At 64.5% G+C, this 19,199-nt stretch carries 18 protein-coding genes; 4 read left to right on the forward strand and 14 right to left on the reverse strand.

What is annotated here, in order from left to right; all coding sequences use genetic code 11:
• Nucleotides 1–45: 45 nt before the first annotated feature.
• The 3 genes from gltX to KUF59_RS24755 all read left to right on the forward strand — a co-directional run bounded on the left by gltX (nucleotide 46) and on the right by KUF59_RS24755 (nucleotide 3,906).
• A complete protein-coding gene (gene gltX / locus KUF59_RS24745; protein ID WP_212460795.1) occupies nucleotides 46–1,470 on the forward strand; it encodes a glutamate--tRNA ligase in 1,425 nt (474 codons plus the stop codon).
• Nucleotides 1,471–1,615: 145 nt separating this feature from the next.
• Nucleotides 1,616–2,920, forward strand: a complete 1,305-nt coding sequence (gltA, locus tag KUF59_RS24750) for a citrate synthase (protein WP_212460796.1) — start codon at nucleotides 1,616–1,618, stop codon at nucleotides 2,918–2,920.
• Nucleotides 2,921–3,318: 398 nt separating this feature from the next.
• Nucleotides 3,319–3,906: a hypothetical protein gene (locus KUF59_RS24755; RefSeq protein WP_212460797.1), complete on the forward strand. Its 588-nt coding sequence runs from the start codon at nucleotides 3,319–3,321 to the stop codon at nucleotides 3,904–3,906.
• A 47-nt stretch (nucleotides 3,907–3,953) separates the two neighbouring features.
• Here the strand turns inward: KUF59_RS24755 and lpxB are convergent, their stop codons facing one another.
• The 3 genes from lpxB to lpxA are packed head-to-tail and all read right to left on the reverse strand — an operon-like array spanning nucleotide 3,954 to nucleotide 6,800.
• Nucleotides 3,954–5,135 (reverse strand): lipid-A-disaccharide synthase, encoded by a 1,182-nt coding sequence (gene lpxB / locus KUF59_RS24760; protein WP_212460798.1) that lies wholly within the window; start codon nucleotides 5,133–5,135, stop codon nucleotides 3,954–3,956.
• Nucleotides 5,132–5,989: an LpxI family protein gene (locus tag KUF59_RS24765; RefSeq protein WP_212460799.1), complete on the reverse strand. Its 858-nt coding sequence runs from the start codon at nucleotides 5,987–5,989 to the stop codon at nucleotides 5,132–5,134. The genes lpxB and KUF59_RS24765 overlap by 4 nt, the downstream gene beginning before the upstream one ends.
• 19 nt (nucleotides 5,990–6,008) lie before the next feature.
• Nucleotides 6,009–6,800 (reverse strand): acyl-ACP--UDP-N-acetylglucosamine O-acyltransferase, encoded by a 792-nt coding sequence (gene lpxA / locus KUF59_RS24770; RefSeq protein ID WP_212460800.1) that lies wholly within the window; start codon nucleotides 6,798–6,800, stop codon nucleotides 6,009–6,011.
• A gap of 154 nt (nucleotides 6,801–6,954) precedes the next feature.
• Between lpxA and KUF59_RS24775 the strand changes: the two genes are divergently transcribed.
• Nucleotides 6,955–7,290: a KTSC domain-containing protein gene (locus KUF59_RS24775; RefSeq protein ID WP_212460801.1), complete on the forward strand. Its 336-nt coding sequence runs from the start codon at nucleotides 6,955–6,957 to the stop codon at nucleotides 7,288–7,290.
• A gap of 12 nt (nucleotides 7,291–7,302) precedes the next feature.
• Here the strand turns inward: KUF59_RS24775 and fabZ are convergent, their stop codons facing one another.
• From fabZ to KUF59_RS24830, 11 genes are all read right to left on the reverse strand, one after another.
• Nucleotides 7,303–7,761 (reverse strand): 3-hydroxyacyl-ACP dehydratase FabZ, encoded by a 459-nt coding sequence (gene fabZ / locus KUF59_RS24780; RefSeq protein WP_212460802.1) that lies wholly within the window; start codon nucleotides 7,759–7,761, stop codon nucleotides 7,303–7,305.
• Entirely contained in the window at nucleotides 7,761–8,828 is a 1,068-nt protein-coding gene (gene lpxD, locus KUF59_RS24785) for a UDP-3-O-(3-hydroxymyristoyl)glucosamine N-acyltransferase (RefSeq protein WP_258767209.1), read from the reverse strand. Before lpxD ends, fabZ begins: the two co-directional genes overlap by 1 nt.
• Nucleotides 8,829–8,904: 76 nt before the next feature.
• Nucleotides 8,905–11,430 carry an outer membrane protein assembly factor BamA gene (bamA, locus tag KUF59_RS24790; protein ID WP_212460804.1) on the reverse strand — a complete coding sequence of 842 codons (2,526 nt, stop codon included), beginning with the start codon at nucleotides 11,428–11,430 and terminating at the stop codon, nucleotides 8,905–8,907.
• Nucleotides 11,431–11,606: 176 nt separating this feature from the next.
• The gene (rseP, locus tag KUF59_RS24795; RefSeq protein WP_212460805.1) at nucleotides 11,607–12,758 is read right to left on the reverse strand and encodes an RIP metalloprotease RseP; all 1,152 of its coding nucleotides are present in this window, start codon (nucleotides 12,756–12,758) and stop codon (nucleotides 11,607–11,609) included.
• Between the two features lie 45 nt (nucleotides 12,759–12,803).
• Nucleotides 12,804–14,027: a 1-deoxy-D-xylulose-5-phosphate reductoisomerase gene (gene dxr, locus KUF59_RS24800; protein ID WP_212460806.1), complete on the reverse strand. Its 1,224-nt coding sequence runs from the start codon at nucleotides 14,025–14,027 to the stop codon at nucleotides 12,804–12,806.
• Nucleotides 14,028–14,031: 4 nt separating this feature from the next.
• A complete protein-coding gene (locus KUF59_RS24805) occupies nucleotides 14,032–14,874 on the reverse strand; it encodes a phosphatidate cytidylyltransferase (RefSeq protein ID WP_212460807.1) in 843 nt (280 codons plus the stop codon).
• Nucleotides 14,871–15,629, reverse strand: a complete 759-nt coding sequence (locus KUF59_RS24810) for an isoprenyl transferase (RefSeq protein ID WP_212460808.1) — start codon at nucleotides 15,627–15,629, stop codon at nucleotides 14,871–14,873. Before KUF59_RS24810 ends, KUF59_RS24805 begins: the two co-directional genes overlap by 4 nt.
• Before the next feature lie 113 nt (nucleotides 15,630–15,742).
• Complete coding sequence (gene frr, locus KUF59_RS24815) at nucleotides 15,743–16,306, reverse strand: ribosome recycling factor (protein ID WP_212460809.1); 564 nt, start codon at nucleotides 16,304–16,306, stop codon at nucleotides 15,743–15,745.
• Nucleotides 16,307–16,360: 54 nt separating this feature from the next.
• On the reverse strand, nucleotides 16,361–17,077 hold the full coding sequence (gene pyrH / locus KUF59_RS24820; RefSeq protein WP_212460810.1) for a UMP kinase: 717 nt from the start codon (nucleotides 17,075–17,077) through the stop codon (nucleotides 16,361–16,363).
• Nucleotides 17,078–17,138: 61 nt separating this feature from the next.
• Nucleotides 17,139–18,062: a translation elongation factor Ts gene (gene tsf / locus KUF59_RS24825; RefSeq protein ID WP_212460811.1), complete on the reverse strand. Its 924-nt coding sequence runs from the start codon at nucleotides 18,060–18,062 to the stop codon at nucleotides 17,139–17,141.
• Between the two features lie 132 nt (nucleotides 18,063–18,194).
• Nucleotides 18,195–19,187, reverse strand: a complete 993-nt coding sequence (locus KUF59_RS24830; protein ID WP_212460812.1) for a 30S ribosomal protein S2 — start codon at nucleotides 19,185–19,187, stop codon at nucleotides 18,195–18,197.
• Nucleotides 19,188–19,199: the final 12 nt, after the last annotated feature.

A 19,199-nucleotide genomic window follows, 5' to 3' on the forward strand; every position in this document is an offset into this window, starting at 1 on the left:
CCTGCTATACACCACCGCCTCCCGAAGCATAGGCCTTAACCCAGAATGACCGATTCCGTCGTCACGCGCTTTGCCCCCTCGCCGACCGGCTTCCTCCATATCGGGGGCGCCCGCACGGCGCTGTTCAACTGGCTCTATGCGAAGAAGCACGGCGGCAAGATGCTGCTCCGGATCGAGGACACCGACCGGGAGCGCTCCACCAAGGAGGCGATCGACGCCATCCTCGACGGCTTGAAATGGCTGGAGCTCGGCTGGGACGGTGACGTTATCTACCAATTCAGCCGCGCCGCCCGTCACCGCGAGGTCGCCGAGCAGCTTCTGGCCGAAGGCAAGGCCTATCGCTGCTACGCTACGCCCGAGGAGCTCACCGCGATGCGCGAGAAGGCGCGCGCGGAGGGGCGCACCCGGCTCTATGACGGCATGTGGCGCGACCGCGACCCCGCAACCGCGCCATCAGGCATGAAGCCGACGATCCGGCTGCGCGCGCCGCAGACCGGCGAGACCGTGATCGAGGACCAGGTGCAGGGCCGCGTGGTCTGGCAGAACGAGAATCTGGACGACCTCGTCCTGCTGCGCGGCGACGGCACGCCGACCTACATGCTCGCGGTGGTCGTCGACGACCACGACATGGCCGTCACCCACGTCATCCGCGGCGACGATCACCTCATCAACGCGGCACGCCAGAAGCAGATCTATGATGCGATGGGCTGGGCGCTGCCGAGCATGTCGCACATCCCGCTGATCCACGGCCCGGACGGCTCAAAGCTGTCCAAGCGGCACGGCGCGCTCGGCGTCGATGCCTACCGTGCCATGGGGTACCTGCCGGCTGCGCTCCGCAACTACCTCGTCCGGCTCGGCTGGAGCCATGGCGACCAGGAGATCTTCTCCACCGAGGAGATGATCGCGGCCTTCGACCTCTCCGGCATCGGCCGCGCGGCGGCACGCTTCGATTTCGCCAAGTTGGAAAGCCTCAACGGCCACTACATCCGCAATGCCGACGATGCTTCGCTCGTGAAGATGTTCGAGGACGTGCTCGACCATGTGCCCACCAAATCCGAGCTCAAGGCAAAACTCAACGACACCACGCGCGCGCAACTGCTCAAGGCGATGCCGAGCCTGAAGGAGCGCGCCAAGACGCTGATCGAGCTGATCGACGGCGCCTATTTCATCTTCGCCGACCGCCCGCTGGAGCTCGATCCCAAGGCGGCGGCACTGCTGACCGACGACAACCGCAGGCTGATCGGACGGCTGCATTCCGCGCTGGAGAATGTCGAGGCCTGGAGCGCCGCCACCGCCGAGGCCGCGCTGCGGAGCTACGCCGAGGAAAATAGTCTCAAGCTTGGCGCGGTCGCGCAACCATTGCGGGCGGCGCTGACCGGACGGAGCACGTCACCCGGCATTTTCGAGGTTTTGGACGTCTTGGGACGCCAGGAAAGCCTGGGACGGCTCAAGGATCAGGCTACGACGTAAGTAGAGCCCGGCGTGCGGCCATCTTGCAGCGCACACAGCAATAATATACCCATCTCACCCGTACCTTCTGGAATTTCCGGCCTGCCCCACCATGTCACTGGGGTCTCCGGGTCCGGCCCGTTTCACCACACATCGGGGACCTACGATGGACGCCAAACCAAGCACAAAAACCGCGACGCTGACGGTCGGAAACAAGAACTACGACCTCCCGATCCTCAGCGGCAGCATCGGCCCCGACGTCGTCGACATCGGCAAGCTGTACGGCCAGTCCGGCCTGTTCACCTACGATCCCGGCTTCACCTCGACCGCGAGCTGCCAGTCCAAGATCACCTATATCGACGGTGACGCGGGCGTGCTGGAATACCGCGGCTACCCGATCGAGCAGCTCGCCGAGCACGGCGACTTCCTGGAGACCTGCTATCTCCTGCTCTATGGGGATCTCCCGACCGCTGCCCAGAAGAAGGATTTTGACTACCGCGTGACCCATCACACGATGGTGCACGAGCAGATGGCCCGCTTCTTCCAGGGCTTCCGCCGCGACGCCCACCCGATGGCGATCATGGTCGCGGCCGTCGGTGCGCTCGCCGCGTTCTATCACGACTCCACCGACATCAACGATCCGAAGCAGCGCATGATCGCCTCCATGCGCATGATCGCCAAGATCCCGACGCTGGCCGCGATGGCCTTCAAATACACCGTCGGCCAGCCCTTCGTGTATCCGAAGAACTCGCTGAAGTTTGCCGAGAACTTCCTCAACATGTGCTTCGCAGTGCCCTGCGAAGACTACAAGATCAATCCGGTTCTCGCCGAAGCGCTGGAGAAGATCTTCATCCTGCATGCCGACCACGAGCAGAACGCCTCGACCTCGACGGTGCGCATCGCCGGCTCGTCCGGCGCCAACCCGTTCGCCTGCATCGCGGCCGGCATTGCCTGCCTCTGGGGCCCGGCCCATGGCGGCGCCAACGAAGCCGCGCTCGCCATGCTCGCCGACATCGGCACGGTCGACAAGATTCCGGAGTTCATCACGAAGGTGAAGGACAAGAGCAGCGAAGTCCGCCTGATGGGCTTCGGTCATCGCGTCTACAAGAACTACGATCCGCGCGCCAAGATCATGCAGAAGATGTGTCACGCCGTGCTCAAGGAGACCGGTCATGGCGACGATCCGATGCTCAAGGTCGCGCTCGAGCTCGAGAAGATCGCGCTCAGCGATCAGTACTTCATCGACCGCAAGCTCTACCCGAACGTCGATTTCTATTCGGGCATCACGCTGAAGGCGATGGGCTTCCCGGTCTCGATGTTCACCGTGCTGTTCGCGGTCGCCCGCACCGTCGGCTGGATCAGCCAGTGGAGCGAGATGATCGAGGATCCGCACCAGAAGATCGGCCGTCCGCGCCAGCTCTACACCGGCGTCCCCCGCCGCGACTACGTGGCGATCGGCAACCGGAAGTAAGTTTTAGCGATCACGGCTTTCGAAGCGGCGCCATCTCACGATGGCGCCGTTTTCGTTTGCGGAGATATCGTGGGCAAAGGCGTGAAGCGCCGTGCCCACCATCTTTCTTGATTGCAGCAAAAGAGGTGGGCACGCTTCGCTCTGCCCACCTTACGAGCTCGCTGATATCCTCAAGCTCGAGCCGGTTTCACCGGGGCGCATTCGTCTACCGATTTGTCTAACGAAGACTTAGCACTTGTCCGATTACATCCGGGGAGACCACAACCTGAGGTTAACGGACGGCTACCGACTTGACCGTTATGACTCGCTTTCGATGGAAGTCCTGGCTCGCATGGCTCGCCACGAGCTTGCTGATAATTCCCTATGTGTGGGCCGGGTCCCTCGCGAGCAGGACCTACATGTTCGCCATCAAGCTTGAGCCCGGCACTTCGACGGAGTTCGATATCTACCGGTTTATCGAGGGCCCGTTGTCGATGGAGTTGCAATTCCGCGACGGGGGCGACCACACAGGCAGGCCGGAACTGGGCGACTATACGACCCGAGCAGACTTGCGCGAGCCGGGGATTTCGAAGTTCCCCAATCCAGGGAGCGCGATCCGCATCGTCGCATCCGTGCCAGACGCCGCGCCGGTAACTTACGAAGCAATGCCGAAGAGCGGGCATGGCCCCTCGTTTTTCACGCGGAACCTTACGCCCAATCTCTCGATCTCGCCGGGGCGCTACAAGTGGCCGCCGGAGAGGAACGAACTGCTACTCCATCAGGGCACGAACGTTGTCCGCATAAAGGTCGTCGCAGTCGAACGGCCCCTCGTGGGGGAAGAAGTCGAGCTGTGGGTTAAGCCTTCGCTTGGCTTCAAGGCAGGTGCCCCGAGCCTATCATGGCTCTGGCCATCGCTCCTGTGGCCCATCCTCCTCGTCTTCCAATTCTGGTGGGCCTGCGCGCTTTGGGCGACAGGCAAGACACGTCGCGACACCCAATCGCAATAGCGCTGCAACCATTCCGTGACGCTCGCGAAGATTCCTGAAGCGAACGCCTAACGGCGCTGCCCCTTGCGCATGGTCGCGAGCACGATGTCGGCGGCGCGCACGCTGGGCGACTGGTTGCCGGTCGACATGATCGTGTCGAGCTGCGCAAAGGCCTCGACCTGCCGGCGGCGCATGTCCGTATCCGTCAGCACGCCGGAAAGTGCCTGCGACAGCTTCTCGGGCGTGCAATCTTCCTGCAAGTACTCCGGGATTACCTCCGTGCCGATCACGAGATTGGCGAGGATCACCGACGACACCTGGATCGCGCGCCGCAGGATGAAGGCTTCCATCGCACCGACGCGGTAGGCCGTCACCATCGGGACACCCGCCAGTGCGAGCTCCAGCGTCACCGTGCCACTCTTTGCGAGTGCGGCGCGCGCGATGCGGAACGCTGCGCGTTTTTCGGTCTCACCGACCGCGATCTTTGGCGTCACCGGCCAGGCGGCGACGCCCTCGCGTACTGTTTTTTCCAGATGCGGCATGGTCGGCAGGATCAGTTCGAAGTCGCGTCCGCCGGCCTTGAGCTGGCCGAGCGTCGCACCGAAGACGCCGAGGTGGTGGCGGATCTCGCTGCGCCGGCTGCCCGGCAGCACCAGCAGCACCGGCGGCGCGGCATCGCGGCGCGCCTGTTCGTCCGCATTCGGCCGCAGCGACGACAATTGCTCGATCAGGGGATGGCCGACATAGCTGCACGGCGGGCCGCGCAGCTTGCGATATTCCTCGGGCTCGAACGGCAGCAGCGCCAGCACGTGGTCGACATAGCCGAGCATGGCGCGTGCCCGGCCCGGCCGCCAGGCCCAGACCGACGGCGAAACATAGTCGACGATCGGGATCGCCGCGTTGTGGGCGCGCACGCGGCGGGCGACGCGGTGGGTGAAGTCGGGACTGTCGATGATGACGAGCATGTCCGGCGCGGCCTCGATGACCGCGTCGGAGGTCGTGCGGATCAGCCGCAATATCTTCGGCAATTGCTGCACGACGGCGGCAAAGCCGACGATCGACAGCTCCTCGATCGGGAACAGCGAGACCAGCCCTTCCCGCGCCATCATGTGGCCGCCGACGCCTTCGAAGGCGACGGCGTCGCCGAGCCGCTGGCGCAGCACCTTCATCAGCGCCGCGCCCAGCCGATCGCCGGACTCCTCGGTCGCGATCAGGAAGATCTTCTTCTCTGGGCCCCTCACCTGCATCACGCGGGTACACCGATGACGAAGAGATAGCGCGCATCGGCCGCTTCGATCATCGCTTGCGGCTCGGCGGCGAGCGTGTTGCCGGCCATCACGGCGATTCCGGCAAGACCTGCAGCCGCCACGCCTTCGACGGTGCGCGGGCCGATGGTCGGCAGGTCAAAGCGCAGATCCTGGCTGCTCTTGGGCATCTTCACCAGCACGCCGCGCCCCTTGGCCGCGCGGATCCGGCCGTCCTCACGCAGCCGCGCCACGCGCGCGAGCAGCGCGTCGGTGCCCTCGATATCCTCGACCGCGACCACGTGTCCGTCGATCACGACGGCGGCCTGGCCGATATCGAAGGGGCCAAGCGCGGTCAGCACCTTGCGGCCGCGTTCGATGTCATCCGCGGCAGTACCGCTCGGCGCCGCGCGCGTGACGCAGCCTTCCGGCATCAGCAGATCGGGCGCGACGTCCTTGATTCCGACCATGCGAAAGCCGTCCTGCTCGAGCATGCGTCCGACGCCGGAGAGCAGATGATCGTCGCCGCCGCGAAAGGCGCGGATCACATTCCCGAGCAGACGGAGCGTCTTGAAGTCGAGGCGCACTTCCGACAGCGACGGCCGCACCAGCGTGCCGATGAAGACGAGGTCGCGGCAGCCCTCCTCGCGAAACAGCCGCATCGCGCGGCCGAGCTGGCCGACCGAAATCCAGCGATGGCGGAATTTCTCCACCCGTGCCGCATCGCAGGCGCCGCGCAGCGGAAACAGCACCGGCTCGATGCCTTGCGCTGCGAGCGAGTCGGCGACCGCGAACGGCATGGCACCGCCGCCGGCAATGATGCCGACCGGCGACGATATCCCTGATGCCGCTGCGCTCATGGTTGCGGCCATCCCGTGATCACCTGGCGATGGCGGGAAGACAGAGCGGGCGCTTGCCCTTGCCGATAAAGCCGAGGATTTCGGCGATCGCCGGATCTTCACCGGCGAGCGTCTGCACCGCTTCGAGCCGCTCGGCGAACGTGCCGGACCCGTGGAAGAGTTTTTGGTAGAACGCGCGCACGGTAGCAAGCCGCTGCTTGGTGAACTTGCGCCGCTTCATGCCGATGAGATTGAGGCTCTCCAGCACCGCATACTGGCCGTTGACGAGCCCATACGGGATGACGTCGTCGCGTACGCCGCAGACCCCGCCGACCATCACATACGGGCCGATGCGCGTGAATTGATGCACAGCGGACAGGCCGCCGATGTAGACGGCGTCGCCGATCTCGCAGTGGCCGCCGAGCGTCGCCGAGGTCGCGAAGATCACGTTGTTGCCGACCATGCAGTCATGGCCGACATGGCTGTTGTTCATGAAGTAGCCACCGTCGCCGACGCGTGTCAGGCCGCCACCCTTGACGGTGCCGACATTCATCGTCGCGCCTTCGCGGATGATGCAGCCGGAGCCGATCTCGAGCCTGGTGGGCTCGCCCTTGTAGCTGAGGTCCTGCGGCGCACCGCCGAGCACGGCGAACGGCGAGATCACGCAATCGTTGCCGATCGTCGTGTGGCCGATCACGCTGACATGCCCGATCAGCTTGCAGTTCTTGCCGATCACGGCATGGGGGCCAATGATGCAAAAGGGCCCGATCTCGGTGCCCTCGCCGATCACGGCGCCGTCTGCCACCCGCGCGGCGGGGTCAATCTTGCTCATCAAGAAAATCTGATTGTGCGTTGAAGTAGTTTGGTTTTCCGGTGGTTAGCGCGTCTTTGCCCGATCTGTCCAGTGACGTATCATCTCGGCTTGTTTCAGTGCTGCAAGCCATGCCGCCGCTACATTAACGACTTCATGTGGAGCTTTAAGAGTCGTGGTCAGGACCATCGCCCTCCTGCTCTCGCAGCTTCTCACCGCGCCGATCGTGTCGGAGACCGTGGATATCACGGGACGTGGCGAGGTCGATCTCGCAAGCTTCGAATGCCGCGACATCAATCGCAGCACCGTGCTCCAGCGCGTCTGTTACGACCGCGAGCAGCACGACCTGATCGTCGCGATCGATGGCGCCTATGACCGATATTGCGGCGTGCCGGCGCGCACGGTCGACGGCCTGATGGGCGCGCCGTCCATGGGGCAGTTCTTCAACCAGAATATCAGGCGGCAGATATCGGGCGATCGCTACGATTGCCCGGTCCCGCGACGGACCTAGCAAGAGCAGCCGTCAATCCGTCAGCATGGCGCCGACATCGGCTTCTGCGACGACCGTGCCGTTGACCTTGGCGTCGCCGTGAAACCACCACATGGCCTTGCGGCGCCCGATCGAACGCATGTGATATTCGATGGTGTCGCCGGGCAGGACGGGCTTGCGGAACTTGCACTTGTCGATGGTGAGAAAATACACCGCCCGCGGCTTCTCGGTACCCTCGACCGAGGTGATGCCGATCACGCCCGCGGTCTGCGCCATCGCCTCGATCATCATCACGCCGGGATACACCGGACGCTCCGGAAAATGTCCCTGGAAGGCCGGCTCGTTGAACGTGACGTTCTTGATGCCGATGCCGCTGTAATCGGTGCGGATGTTGATCACCCGATCGATCAGCAGCATCGGAAAGCGATGCGGAAGTGTCCGCAGGATCTGGTTGATGTCGATGAGCTCGAACCTGACCGGTGCCTCCTCCATCACTCCCGTCCCTCTTCCTTCGGATCAGCCTTGCTATCGCGCGCCAGACGCTCCACCGCCAAAATCTCCTTGAACCACTGCCGGGTCGGCTTGGCAAAGAAGCCGCCCCAGCGTCCACCCGCAGGAATGTCGTCCTTGACGCCGCTCATCGCGGTCACCTGGGCGCCATCGCCGATCTTGAGGTGGTTGTTGATACCCACCTTCGCCCCCAGCGCCACGTTGTCGCCGATCGTCAGGCTGCCCGCGAGCCCGATCTGGGCCGCCAGCAGGCAGTGCCGGCCGATCGTCACATTGTGGCCGATCTGGACCTGATTGTCGATTTTGGTGCCCTCGCCGATCACGGTGTCGCGCAGGGAGCCACGATCGATGGTCGTGCCGGCGCCGACCTCGACGTCGTTCTGGATCAGCACCCGTCCGGTCTGGGGCACCTTCAGATGACCCTCCGGGCCAAAGAAGATGAAGCCATAGCCGTCCTGGCCGATCGAGCAGCCGGGATGGATCAGCACGTTGTTGCCGATCAGGGCGCACTGGATTGCCGTCCGGGCGCCGACGTTGCAGTCGCGGCCGATCTTGACGCCCGGCCCGATGACCGCGCCTGCGCCGATCACCGTGCCGCTGCCGATCTCGACCTCGGGGCCGATCACGGCCAGGGGATCGACGATGACGTCATCCTCCAGCCGCGCCGTCGGGTCGATGATCGCCGACGGGGCGATGGCGTCGTTGCCGATCCAGGATTGCGGCCGGAGCGCATCGCCATGCCATTCCCGGGCAATCCTGACGAAGGCGCGGAACGGCTGCGCCGCGCGCAGGACCGCGACATGCGCGGGCACCTGCGCAACGAAGCGCTGGCTCACCAGGCAGGCCCCTGCCTTGGTCGCCTTGAGCTGATCGGCGTATTTGAGGTTGTCGAAGAACGTCAGATGCATCGGGCCGGCTTCGTCGAGCGAAGCCAGGCCCGTGATGACGTGGCCGGCCCGCGAAGGGTCGACCAATTCCGCCTTCGTCAGCGTGGCGATCTCAGCCAGCGCTGACGCAGGCGGCTTCCTGAAGAAAGTCGGCTGCGCCATTCCACCCCGTCGCGGTCCGGCCAGAGCATGGTGCCAACCGCATCATGCTCTTATCTCATCAGGCTCAGTGAGCCAATTAGAACGACGTACCGCCGCCGAACCTGAACTGCTGCACACGGTCATACGCGCCCTTGGTGAGCGGAACCGCATAGTCGAAGCGCAGCGGTCCGAAGGGCGACTGCCAGATCAGGCCGACACCCACCGACGTCCGGACCACCCTGCTGTCGTCAAGCACCAAACCGGTACACGTGCCAGCCGAGGCCGGGTTGACGGTCGATGGGACGCAGCCCGGCACGTTGACTTCGTTGGTCAGCGTCCAGCTCGTCGGTCCCTTGTAGTCGTACAGACCGCCAGCGTCGGCATAGACCGCGCCCTTCAGACCCACTTCCTTCGGCAGGAACCAGAACGGCATTTGCAGTTCGAGCGAAGCGCCCCAGTACTTGGTGCCGCCGAGCGCGTCCTGCGTGCCGAACGGGTTCAGGTCACGCGGGCCGATGCCGTTGGGCGCGAAGCCGCGCACGAGGTTCGGACCCATCTGGAAGTGATCCAGCATGCGCAGGTCGGTGCTGCCCCACTTGTTGAGGATACCGCCCTGCACATGGACCAGGCCGACGATGTCCGAGACCAGCGATTGGTAGTACTTCGCATCGACCGCGGACTTCAGATAGGAGACGTCGCCGCCGACACCCGCGAAGTCCTGCTTGAAGTCGATCAGGAGGCCGTCGGTCGGGTTCTTGTTGTTGTCGAGCGTGTTGTAGGTGAGCGAGTAACCCAGCGCCGAAGTCAGCGTCTTGCCGTTCGCCAGCTCCTTGCGCACCGGCAGCGAGGCTTCGCCGTCGACGTAGCAGCCCAGGCCGTTGGTCGAAGCCGCCAGCGGCGTACCGGTCGCATTCGAATACGCCGGGCTCGGGTTGAAGGCCGCCGAGGTCGGATCGTTGTTACAGTTCGCCAGATTGGACGGCAGCGTGATTTCCTGCCGATAGATCGAGTAGCGAAGCTGCAAGGCCAGATCTTCGCGCAGGCTGAAGCCGAGGCGCGGGCTGAAGCCCAGCGTCTTGGTGCCGTAGGAGATGTAGCTGTTGGACAGCTGCTGGCGCTGATAGAGGTCGAGGCCGAGCGCGACGCGGTAGTCGAGCAGATACGGCTCAACGAACGACAGCGAATAGCCGCGCGCATACTGGCCGTAGGTGACCGACGCCTTGGCGAACAGGCCGCGGCCGAGCAGGTTGCGCTCCGAAATCGAGACTTCGGCGAGCGCGCCGTCGGTGGTCGAGTAACCGCCCGACACCGAGAAGTCGCCGGTCGACTTCTCCTCGAGGTCGACGATCAGAACCACGCGGTCGCTGGACGAGCCCGGCTCCGTGGCGATCTTGACCGTCTTGAAGTAGTCGAGGTTCTTCAGGCGCCGCTCGGCGCGATCGACCAGCGCGCGGTTATAGGCGTCGCCCTCGGAGACGTCGAACTCGCGGCGGATGACGTAGTCGCGCGTACGGGTGTTGCCGCGGATGTTGATGCGCTCGATGTAGACGCGCGGACCTTCGTCGACGTTGAACACGACCGAGACGGTGCGCGCGTCGAAATTGCGGTCGCCGCCCGGACGCACCACGGCGAAGGCATAGCCGCGCCGCGAGGCTTCGATCTGCATTTCCTCGACCGACTTCTCGACCGATTCGACGTTGTAGAGCGAACCGACGCTGACGCGCGAATTGTTGCGCAGCGTGTTGGCGTCGAAATTCGGAATGCTGGAGCGGAAGTCGACCGAGCCGACACGGTATTGCTGGCCTTCCTCGATCTTGAAGGTGACGAGGAAGCCCTTGCGCTCGGGGTCGTATTCGGTGAGCGCGGCAACGACCTGCACGTCGGCGAAGCCGTGCTTGAGATAGAAGCGGCGAATCAGGTCGCGGTCGGCCTCGACGCGATCCGGGTCGTAAACGTCGCCGCTGCCGAGGAAGCTCAGCAGATTGGTCTCGCGCGTCTTGATCACGTCCCTGAGCCGGTAGGACGAATAGGTAACGTTGCCGACGAAGTCGATCGACTTGACGCCGGTCTTGACGCCCTCCTGGATCGTGAAGATCAGGTCGACGCGGTTGTTCGGCTGCTCGATGATCTCGGGCGTGACGCGCACGTCATAGCGGCCCGAGCGGCGGTAGATCTCGGCGATGCGCAGCGTGTCCGACTGCACCATTGCGCGCGAGAAGGTGCCGCGCGGCTTGGACTGCACTTCGGCGGAAAGCTGCTCGTCCTTGATCTTCTTGTTGCCTTCGAAGGCAACGCGGCCGATCACGGCGTTCTCGACGACCGTGACCACGATGCGGCCGCCGGCGCGGTTGATCCTGACGTCCTGGAACAGGCCGGTCTCGATCAGCGCCTTCAGACCGTCGTCGATGGCGCCCTGATCAAGGTGCCCCCCCGGGCCCGGCTTGAAATAGGAACGGATGGTCTCGACTTCGACGCGCCGGTTCCCCTCGACGACGATCGACTGCACGGTCTGAGCGACCGCAGACGAAGACACCAGCATAGCCCCGACCGGGGCAACCACCGGCGCGCCGCACAGGATCAGGGTGGCAAGCAGGCCCCCCCGGACTCGCATTCCAAACTTCATGCGCAACGCGCCCTCGTCATTCCAGAGCCAGACCCAACCCCAGGCCGGTCTGGGAGATTCCCCAAGTTCAAGCCGCTTGTAGCCAATTTCACCGACGCCGCAAACGGCCGAGCGCGCCACAATTTCAATTTCATTCCAAGACGTTGCCCATTCGCAACGTCACAAAAAAGCCAGCTTCAGGATGCTGCGAACCGAAGGATGTCATTGTAGGTGGCAAACACCATCAGCATCAGCACAAGTCCGAGCCCGATTCGGAAGCCCATCTCCTGGGTCCGCTCCGACAACGGGCGGCCCCGGAGCACCTCTGCCGCATAGAACATAAGGTGTCCGCCATCCAGCAGCGGAATCGGGAACAGGTTCAGAAGACCGATCGAGACCGACAGCACCGCGCAGAGGTTGATGACAAACTGGAATCCGGCGCTGGCCGCCTGCCCGGACATCTTCGCGATCCCGAGCACGCCGCTGACGTCCTGCGGGTTGCCATGGCCGACGAACAGCGATCCCAGGAACTTGAATGTGCTGGCGATGATGAACCAGACCTGGTCGATGCCGATTTTCAGGGCCTCGACGACACCGACGGGCGTGGTCGCCGCCTCGCCGAACTGGGCCTTGTGCTCAACCCCGAGCACGCCGACCTTCTGGCGATTGCCGAACTGGTCCTTGCGCTCCTGGAGTTTTGGCGTCGCGTTCAGCGACACGATCTCACCATCCCGCTTGACGCGGAAAACAAGCTGCGAACCGCCGTTCATCACAACGACTCGCTGCATGTCGTTGAAGCTCTCGATCGCGGTTCCGTCGATCTGAACGACCACGTCGCCGACCTTGAAGCCGGCCGCGGCGGCGGCACCCTCCGCCACCAGCCCGTCGACCCGCGCGATCGTGCTCGGCTTGCCGTAGTACAGCGCCATGCCTGCGAAAATCAGCGCGCCGAGGATGAAATTGGCGATCGGCCCCGCGGCGACGATGGCTGCGCGCGGCCCGACCTTCTTGTGATGGAAGCTGCCGGCACGCTCCTCGGCGGTCATGGCCGAAAGCGTTTCGGCCGACGGCGTCGAGGCCTCGCTCTCGTCACCGAAGAACTTGACGTAGCCGCCGAGCGGAATCGCCGAGATCTTCCAGCGCGTGCCGTGGCGGTCGTTGAAGCCGATCAGTTCGGGTCCGAAGCCGAGCGAAAAGGTTAACACCTTCACGCCGGCCCAGCGCGCGACCAGGAAATGGCCCAGCTCATGGAAGAAGACGACAATGGTCAGGACGAACAGGAAGGGGACGGCGTAGCCGATGAGCCCATGGCCCAACGCATTGAAACTATGTAGAAAAAAGTCGGACATCAATTCCCCTCACCCAGCGCCCTCAAGGCCCCGGCCCCGAACCCTCTAGGATGCCTTTAAGGCAATTTGAGGCAATAGGGCGGCAGCCTTATTTCGCGCATTATGGTCAACGGCGATGGCGTCGTCGGCCGACGACAGGGGCGCCAGATTCCCGCCTCTGATCCAGTCCTCAAGCGTCGCTTCGACCAGACGCGCGATGGCGCCGAATTTGATCTTGCCGGCGATGAAGGCCGCGACCGCGACCTCGTTCGCGGCATTATATACCGTAGTTGCGCCGCGTCCGGTCCTTAATGAATCGTAAGCGAGCCGCAGCCCGGGGAAGCGTTCGAAGTCCGGCGCCTCGAAGGTCAGTTGCCCGATCTTGGCGAGGTCGAGCTTGGCCGCGGGTCCCTTGATACGGTCGGGCCAGCCGAGGCAGTGCGCGATCGGCGTGCGCATATCGGGCGCACCGAGCTGAGCCATCACCGATCGGTCGGAGAACTCGACCATACCGTGAATGATCGACTGCGGATGCACCAGAACGTCGATCTCGTCCGGCGTCAGCGCGAACAGATAGGACGCCTCGATCACCTCAAGGCCCTTGTTCATCATCGACGCGGAATCGATCGTGATCTTCTGGCCCATGCTCCAGTTCGGATGCTTGAGCGCCTGGGCCAGCGTCGCCTGCTCGATATCGGCCGGCTTCCAAGTGCGGAAGGGGCCGCCCGAGGCGGTGATGATGACGCGCACCAGCTCGTCGCGATTGCCCGACGCCAGTGCCTGGAACAGCGCGTTGTGCTCGGAATCAGCAGGCAGAATGCAGGCATTCGCCTTGGCCGCGCGCTGCATGAAGAAGTCGCCGGCGCAAACGAGGCATTCCTTGTTGGCGAGCGCAACCGCTGCGCCGCGATCGACCGCGGCCAGCGCCGGCTTCAATCCGGCAGCACCGCTGACCGCCGCCATCACCCAATCGGCCGGCCTTGCCGCCGCCTCGATCACCGCGCTCTCGCCGGCGCCGCATTCGGTCTTCGTGCCCGCGAGCGCACCCTTCAGTTCGGCGAGCTTGGAGGTGTCGGCGATCGCGACGAACCGCGCGGAAAATTCTTTTGCGAGCTTGGCGAGCGCCTCGACATTGCCGTTCGCGGTCAGCGCCTCGACGCGGTAGCGATCGGGCGAGGCGCGCAGCAGGTCCATCGTGCTGTCGCCGATCGAGCCGGTGGCACCGAGGACGGTTACGCTGCGCACCTGAGAGGCCGCAGCTTTGTTGTTACGCAAGGGGACTGCGCTCATACCTTCACCAAACCATAAGTCCGCTTCCGGCGCTATGCACACCATGGCGGAGGAAGCCGAAAATCCAGGCCACCACGATGGCCGCGATGAACCCGTCCAGGCGGTCCATGAGACCGCCGTGACCGGGAATTAAGTGACTGGAATCCTTGACGCCGAACCGGCGCTTCACAGCGGATTCGAAGAGGTCGCCGAGTTGCGAAACCACCGTAAGCAGCGCGCTGAGGGCCAGCAAGGGAACCGCATTGCCGAGTCCGGCGGCGGCAAAGCCGCCCGCGACCATCAGGCTCGCGATGAAGCTGCCGCCCGCGCCGGCCCAGGTCTTCTTGGGGCTGACGCGCGGCCACAGTTTTGGGCCGCCGATGCTGCGGCCGGCAAAATAGCCGCCGATGTCGGTCGCCCAGACCACGAGCAGCACGAACATCAGCGCGACGAATCCGTTGACCGGATCCTGCCGCACCAGGATCGAGGCCAGCAGCGCCGCGGCCGCATAGACGAAGCCCATCGCGGCCCAGCCGCGCTTGCCCTTCGCCAGCAGCACGATCACGACGAATCCGATGCAGCCGCAGATCACGGCAGTCCTGAGCGCGCCGAAGGCGATGCAAAATCCCATGGCAGCCAAGATGGCCGTTCCGGCGGCGGTCAGGGCGACCTGCCCTGCCCCCACCACCGTCAGCCATTCCACGAACAGGCCGATCGAGACCAGGGTGACGAGAAACGCCCACAGCCAGCCGCCGGCATAGGCGAGTGCAATCGCCAGCGGCGCCAGCACGAGCGCCGCGATGACGCGCATCGCGAGATTGCTTGAGGCAGGCTTCGAGCCCGCCGGTGCGGCGTCGGGTTCGCTCACGAGGCGGTTTTCGCGACCAGGCCGCCGAATCGGCGCTCGCGCCTGGAGAATTCGGCGATCGCACCCTCGAGCGCCGCCTTGTCGAAATCCGGCCAGTGGATCGGCACGAACACGAGCTCGCTATAGGCGGCCTGCCACATCAGGAAGTTGGACAAGCGCTGCTCGCCGCTGGTGCGGATGATCAGGTCTGGATCGGGAATGTCGGGCGCGTCGAGATGATGGCCGATGGCCTCGGCGTCGATCGTGTCAGGATCCCGCTTGCCGTCCGCGACTTCGCGCGCGAGCCGTTGCGCGGCTTTTGCGATCTCCTGGCGCGAACCGTAGTTGAAGGCCACGACCAGTGTCAGCCGCGTATTGTCGCGCGTCAGCTCCTCCGCCTCATTGAGCAGTGCGCAGATGTCGGGCTCGAGGCCCTCGCGCTCGCCGATGATGCGGACCTTGACGCCGTCGCGGTGCAACGAGGCGAGGTCATTGCGGATGAAGCGACGCAACAGGCCGAAGAGGTCGCCGATTTCGCTCGCAGGTCGCGACCAGTTCTCCGAGCTGAACGAGAAGATCGTCAGATAACGAATGCCGAGTTCGTGCGCGGCCCGTACCACGCGGCGCAACGCCTCGACGCCGCGGCGATGGCCCTCGGCCCGTGGCAGCCCCCGCGACGCCGCCCAGCGTCCATTGCCATCCATGATGATGGCAACATGCGCAGGCGCCTCGGACCGGTCAGGTCCTTCGGTTGCGGGCGCGGCGGCGTTCGGCATCGGTTCGGCTTCTCCGTAGCGTTTCCACGCGAAGTGGATACCGGTTCGCGTCAGGAAACGCGTCAAAACAAAAATCTAGAGCCCCGTTCCGATTCATCGGAACGGAAACGGCTCTAGACCGTCAGGATTTCTTTTTCCTTGGCCGCCAGCAACTGGTCGATCTCGGTGATCGTGCCGTCGGTGGCCTTCTGCACCTCGTCGGCGTGACGCTTCTGGTCGTCCTCCGACATCTCGTGATTCTTCTCGAGCTTCTTGAGAACGTCGAGACCGTCGCGGCGGACGTGGCGCGCGGCAACCTTGGCGGCTTCGGCATATTTGTGCGCGACCTTGACCAACTCCTTGCGCCGCTCCTCGTTCAGTTCGGGGATGCGCAGGCGCAGCACCTGGCCTTCGGTGGCGGGCGACAGGCCGAGATTGGAATCGACGATCGCCTTCTCCACCGCCTTGACCATGCTCTTGTCCCAGACCTGCACCGAGATCAGCCGCGGCTCCGGCACGCTGACGGTGGCGAGCTGGTTGAGCGGCATGTGGGCGCCGTAGGCATCGACCTGAACCGGATCGAGCATCGAGGCGGAGGCGCGCCCCGTGCGCAAGCCGCCAAGCTCGTGCTTGAGCGACTGGACGGCGCCCTGCATGCGGCGCTTCAATTCGTTGAGGTCGAAATTACCCGTAGCCATCACGCTCTCCCTTCAAAGTCCTCTGGGCGCCCTCAGCCGGTGCCCGGCGGGCCGTCAGCCCGAGACGATCGTCCCGTGGCCGATACCGCGCAGCATGGCGCCGATCGACCCGGGCTCCGCAATCGAGAATACGATGATAGGCAGTGACGTCTCGCGGGCAAGCGCGAAGGCGGTCGCATCCATCACCTTGTAGCCGCCCTCGATCGCCTGCGAATGCGTCAGACGGTCGAAGCGTTTGGCGGTCGGATCCTTCTTCGGATCGGCCGAGTAGACACCGTCGACATTGGTGGCCTTGAGCACCGCCTGCGCCCCGATCTCGGCGGCGCGCAGCACCGCCGTGGTGTCGGTCGTGAAGAAGGGGTTGCCGGTTCCACCGCCGAGCAGCACGATTCGGCCCTCGGCGAGGTATTTGTGCGCCGCAGTGCGAGTGAACAGCTCGGAAATCTCGGGCATCACGAAGGCAGACAGCGTGCGCGCCGGCGTGCCCTTGCGCTCGATCGCCGCCTCCAGCGCGAGGCAGTTCATCATCGTGGCCATCATGCCCATGGTGTCGCCGGTCGGGCGCGACACACCGCGGGATGACACCTCCATCCCGCGCACGACGTTGCCGCCGCCGATCACGACGGCGATTTCGGTTCCTAGATGGCGGGCGGCGATCAGCTCGTCCGCGATCCGGTCGATGGTCGGCTGGTCGAAACCAAAACCCTGCTGCCCCGCGAGGTATTCGCCGGACAGCTTGATCACAACGCGACGGTAGACCGGATCAGTCATGAGCACTTTCCTCGTCCGGCACCGCTTCCGGCGGAAGCCGCCGGAAGGGAACGTCCGGCGCTTACTTCTTGCCGCTCGCGGCTGCGACTTCGGCGGCGAAGTCGGATTCCTGCTTCTCGATTCCCTCACCGAGAGCATAGCGCACAAAGCCCGCGATCTTCACAGCGCCGCCGACCTTGCCCTCAGCTTCCTTCACCGCCTGCGCCACCGACTTGCCGGTGTCGTGGATAAAGGCCTGCTCGAGCAGGCAGACTTCCTTGTAGTAGGTCTTGAGGCCGGACTCGACGATCTTCTCGATCACGTTCTCGGGCTTGCCCTGCTGGCGATACTTGTCGGCGAGCACGTCCTTCTCGCGCTTGACGACGGCCGGATCGAGGCCCGACGGGTCGAGCGCCAGCGGATTGGCGGCCGCGACATGCATCGCGAGCTGGCGGCCGAGGGTTGCGAGCTCGTCGGCCTTGCCGGGCGATTCCAGCGCCACCAACACGCCCATCTTGCCGGCGCCTTCCACGACGGCGCCGTGGACGTAGCTCGACACCACGCCCTGGCTGACTTCGAGCGACGCCGCGCGGCGCAGCGTCATGTTCTCGCCGATGGTCGCGATCGCGTCGTTGACCGCGGTCTCGATGGTGACGTCACCGACCTTGGCAGCCTTGATCTTCTCGACATCGGCGCCGGCGTCGAAAGCAACCTGGGCGATCATCTTGACCAGGCCCTGGAACTGACCGTTGCGCGCGACGAAGTCGGTCTCGGAGTTGACCTCGACCACGACGCCCTTGTTGCCCTTGGTGAGCGCGCCGATCAGACCCTCGGCCGCGACGCGGCCCGACTTCTTGGCGGCCTTCGACAGGCCCTTCTTGCGCAGCCAGTCCTGCGCCGCTTCCATGTCGCCGCCGTTCTCCGTTAGCGCGGCTTTGCAGTCCATCATGCCCGCGCCGGTCGACTCGCGCAGGTCCTTGACCATTGCTGCTGTGATCGTTGCCATCGATGAAAATCCTTCTTGCCTGCCAGTTGACCCGCGGCGCGGCTTCGATCGCCTCGCCGCGGTCCATCACAGGATTCGCGTCATTGAGATGGTGGCCGGAACGGCTCCGGCCAACCCTTGACTAACTCGCTGCTATTCCGCTTCCGCGGTCAGCGCCTTGGCCTTGGCCACCCAGGCGTCTGCGCGGCTCGGCAGACCGACTTCTTCGCCGATCTTGTGCGCGGTGTCGTGGTCGAGCTCGGCGAGCTGCCAGTAGTGGAAGATGCCGAGGTCGTTGAATTTCTTCTCGATCGCACCCGACACGCCCGGGAGCTTCTTGAGGTCGTCGGCGGAGCCGCGCGGACCGGCCAGGCCCTGGAAGCCGCTGGCAGCGATCGGCAGCTCTTCGGCGACCGGACGAACGGAGGCACCGACGTCGATGCCCGCGTCGCCCTGGGCGCGCGAGATGCCGTCGATCGCGGCGCGCGCGATCAGGTCGCAGTACAGCGAAATCGCGCGTCCCGCGTCGTCATTGCCCGGCACCACATAGGTGATGCCCTTCGGATCCGAATTGGTATCGACGATCGCCGCTACCGGGATGTTGAGCCGCTGGGCTTCCTGGATCGCGATGTCTTCCTTGTTGGTGTCGATGACGAAGATCAGGTCGGGCAGACCGCCCATGTCCTTGATGCCGCCGAGCGAGCGGTCGAGCTTGTCGCGCTCGCGCTGGAGCGTCAGGCGCTCCTTCTTGGTGTAGGAGTTGGCTTCACCGCCGGACAGCACGTCGTCGAGGTGACGCAGGCGCTTGATCGAGGCGGAGATCGTCTTCCAGTTGGTCAGCGTACCGCCGAGCCAGCGCGAATTGACGAAGTACTGCGCGCAGCGCTTGGCAGCGTCGGCAACGCCGTCCTGCGCCTGGCGCTTGGTGCCGACGAACAGGATACGGCCGCCCTTCGCGACGGTGTCGCTGACCGCCTGCAAGGCGTGATGCAGCATCGGCACGGTCTGCGCGAGGTCGACGATGTGGATGTTGTTGCGGGTCCCGAAAATGAACGGTGCCATTTTCGGATTCCAGCGGTGGGACTGGTGACCAAAGTGCACGCCAGCTTCCAAGAGCTGACGCATGGTGAAGTCGGGTAGCGCCATAGTTTTAATTCT

The organism is Bradyrhizobium arachidis (genome assembly GCF_024758505.1).
Taxonomy (GTDB): Bacteria; Pseudomonadota; Alphaproteobacteria; order Rhizobiales; family Xanthobacteraceae; genus Bradyrhizobium; species Bradyrhizobium manausense_C.

Coding starts and splice junctions, on each gene's coding strand:
- gltX (WP_212460795.1), top strand. CDS start 46: ATGACCGATTCCGTCGTCACGCGCTTTGCCCCCTCGCCGACCGGCTTC.
- gltA (WP_212460796.1), top strand. CDS start 1,616: ATGGACGCCAAACCAAGCACAAAAACCGCGACGCTGACGGTCGGAAAC.
- KUF59_RS24755 (WP_212460797.1), top strand. CDS start 3,319: ATGTTCGCCATCAAGCTTGAGCCCGGCACTTCGACGGAGTTCGATATC.
- KUF59_RS24765 (WP_212460799.1), bottom strand. CDS start 5,989: ATGAGCGCAGCGGCATCAGGGATATCGTCGCCGGTCGGCATCATTGCC.
- lpxA (WP_212460800.1), bottom strand. CDS start 6,800: ATGAGCAAGATTGACCCCGCCGCGCGGGTGGCAGACGGCGCCGTGATC.
- fabZ (WP_212460802.1), bottom strand. CDS start 7,761: ATGGAGGAGGCACCGGTCAGGTTCGAGCTCATCGACATCAACCAGATC.
- lpxD (WP_258767209.1), bottom strand. CDS start 8,828: ATGGCGCAGCCGACTTTCTTCAGGAAGCCGCCTGCGTCAGCGCTGGCT.
- bamA (WP_212460804.1), bottom strand. CDS start 11,430: ATGAAGTTTGGAATGCGAGTCCGGGGGGGCCTGCTTGCCACCCTGATC.
- rseP (WP_212460805.1), bottom strand. CDS start 12,758: ATGTCCGACTTTTTTCTACATAGTTTCAATGCGTTGGGCCATGGGCTC.
- dxr (WP_212460806.1), bottom strand. CDS start 14,027: ATGAGCGCAGTCCCCTTGCGTAACAACAAAGCTGCGGCCTCTCAGGTG.
- KUF59_RS24810 (WP_212460808.1), bottom strand. CDS start 15,629: ATGCCGAACGCCGCCGCGCCCGCAACCGAAGGACCTGACCGGTCCGAG.
- frr (WP_212460809.1), bottom strand. CDS start 16,306: ATGGCTACGGGTAATTTCGACCTCAACGAATTGAAGCGCCGCATGCAG.
- pyrH (WP_212460810.1), bottom strand. CDS start 17,077: ATGACTGATCCGGTCTACCGTCGCGTTGTGATCAAGCTGTCCGGCGAA.
- tsf (WP_212460811.1), bottom strand. CDS start 18,062: ATGGCAACGATCACAGCAGCAATGGTCAAGGACCTGCGCGAGTCGACC.
- KUF59_RS24830 (WP_212460812.1), bottom strand. CDS start 19,187: ATGGCGCTACCCGACTTCACCATGCGTCAGCTCTTGGAAGCTGGCGTG.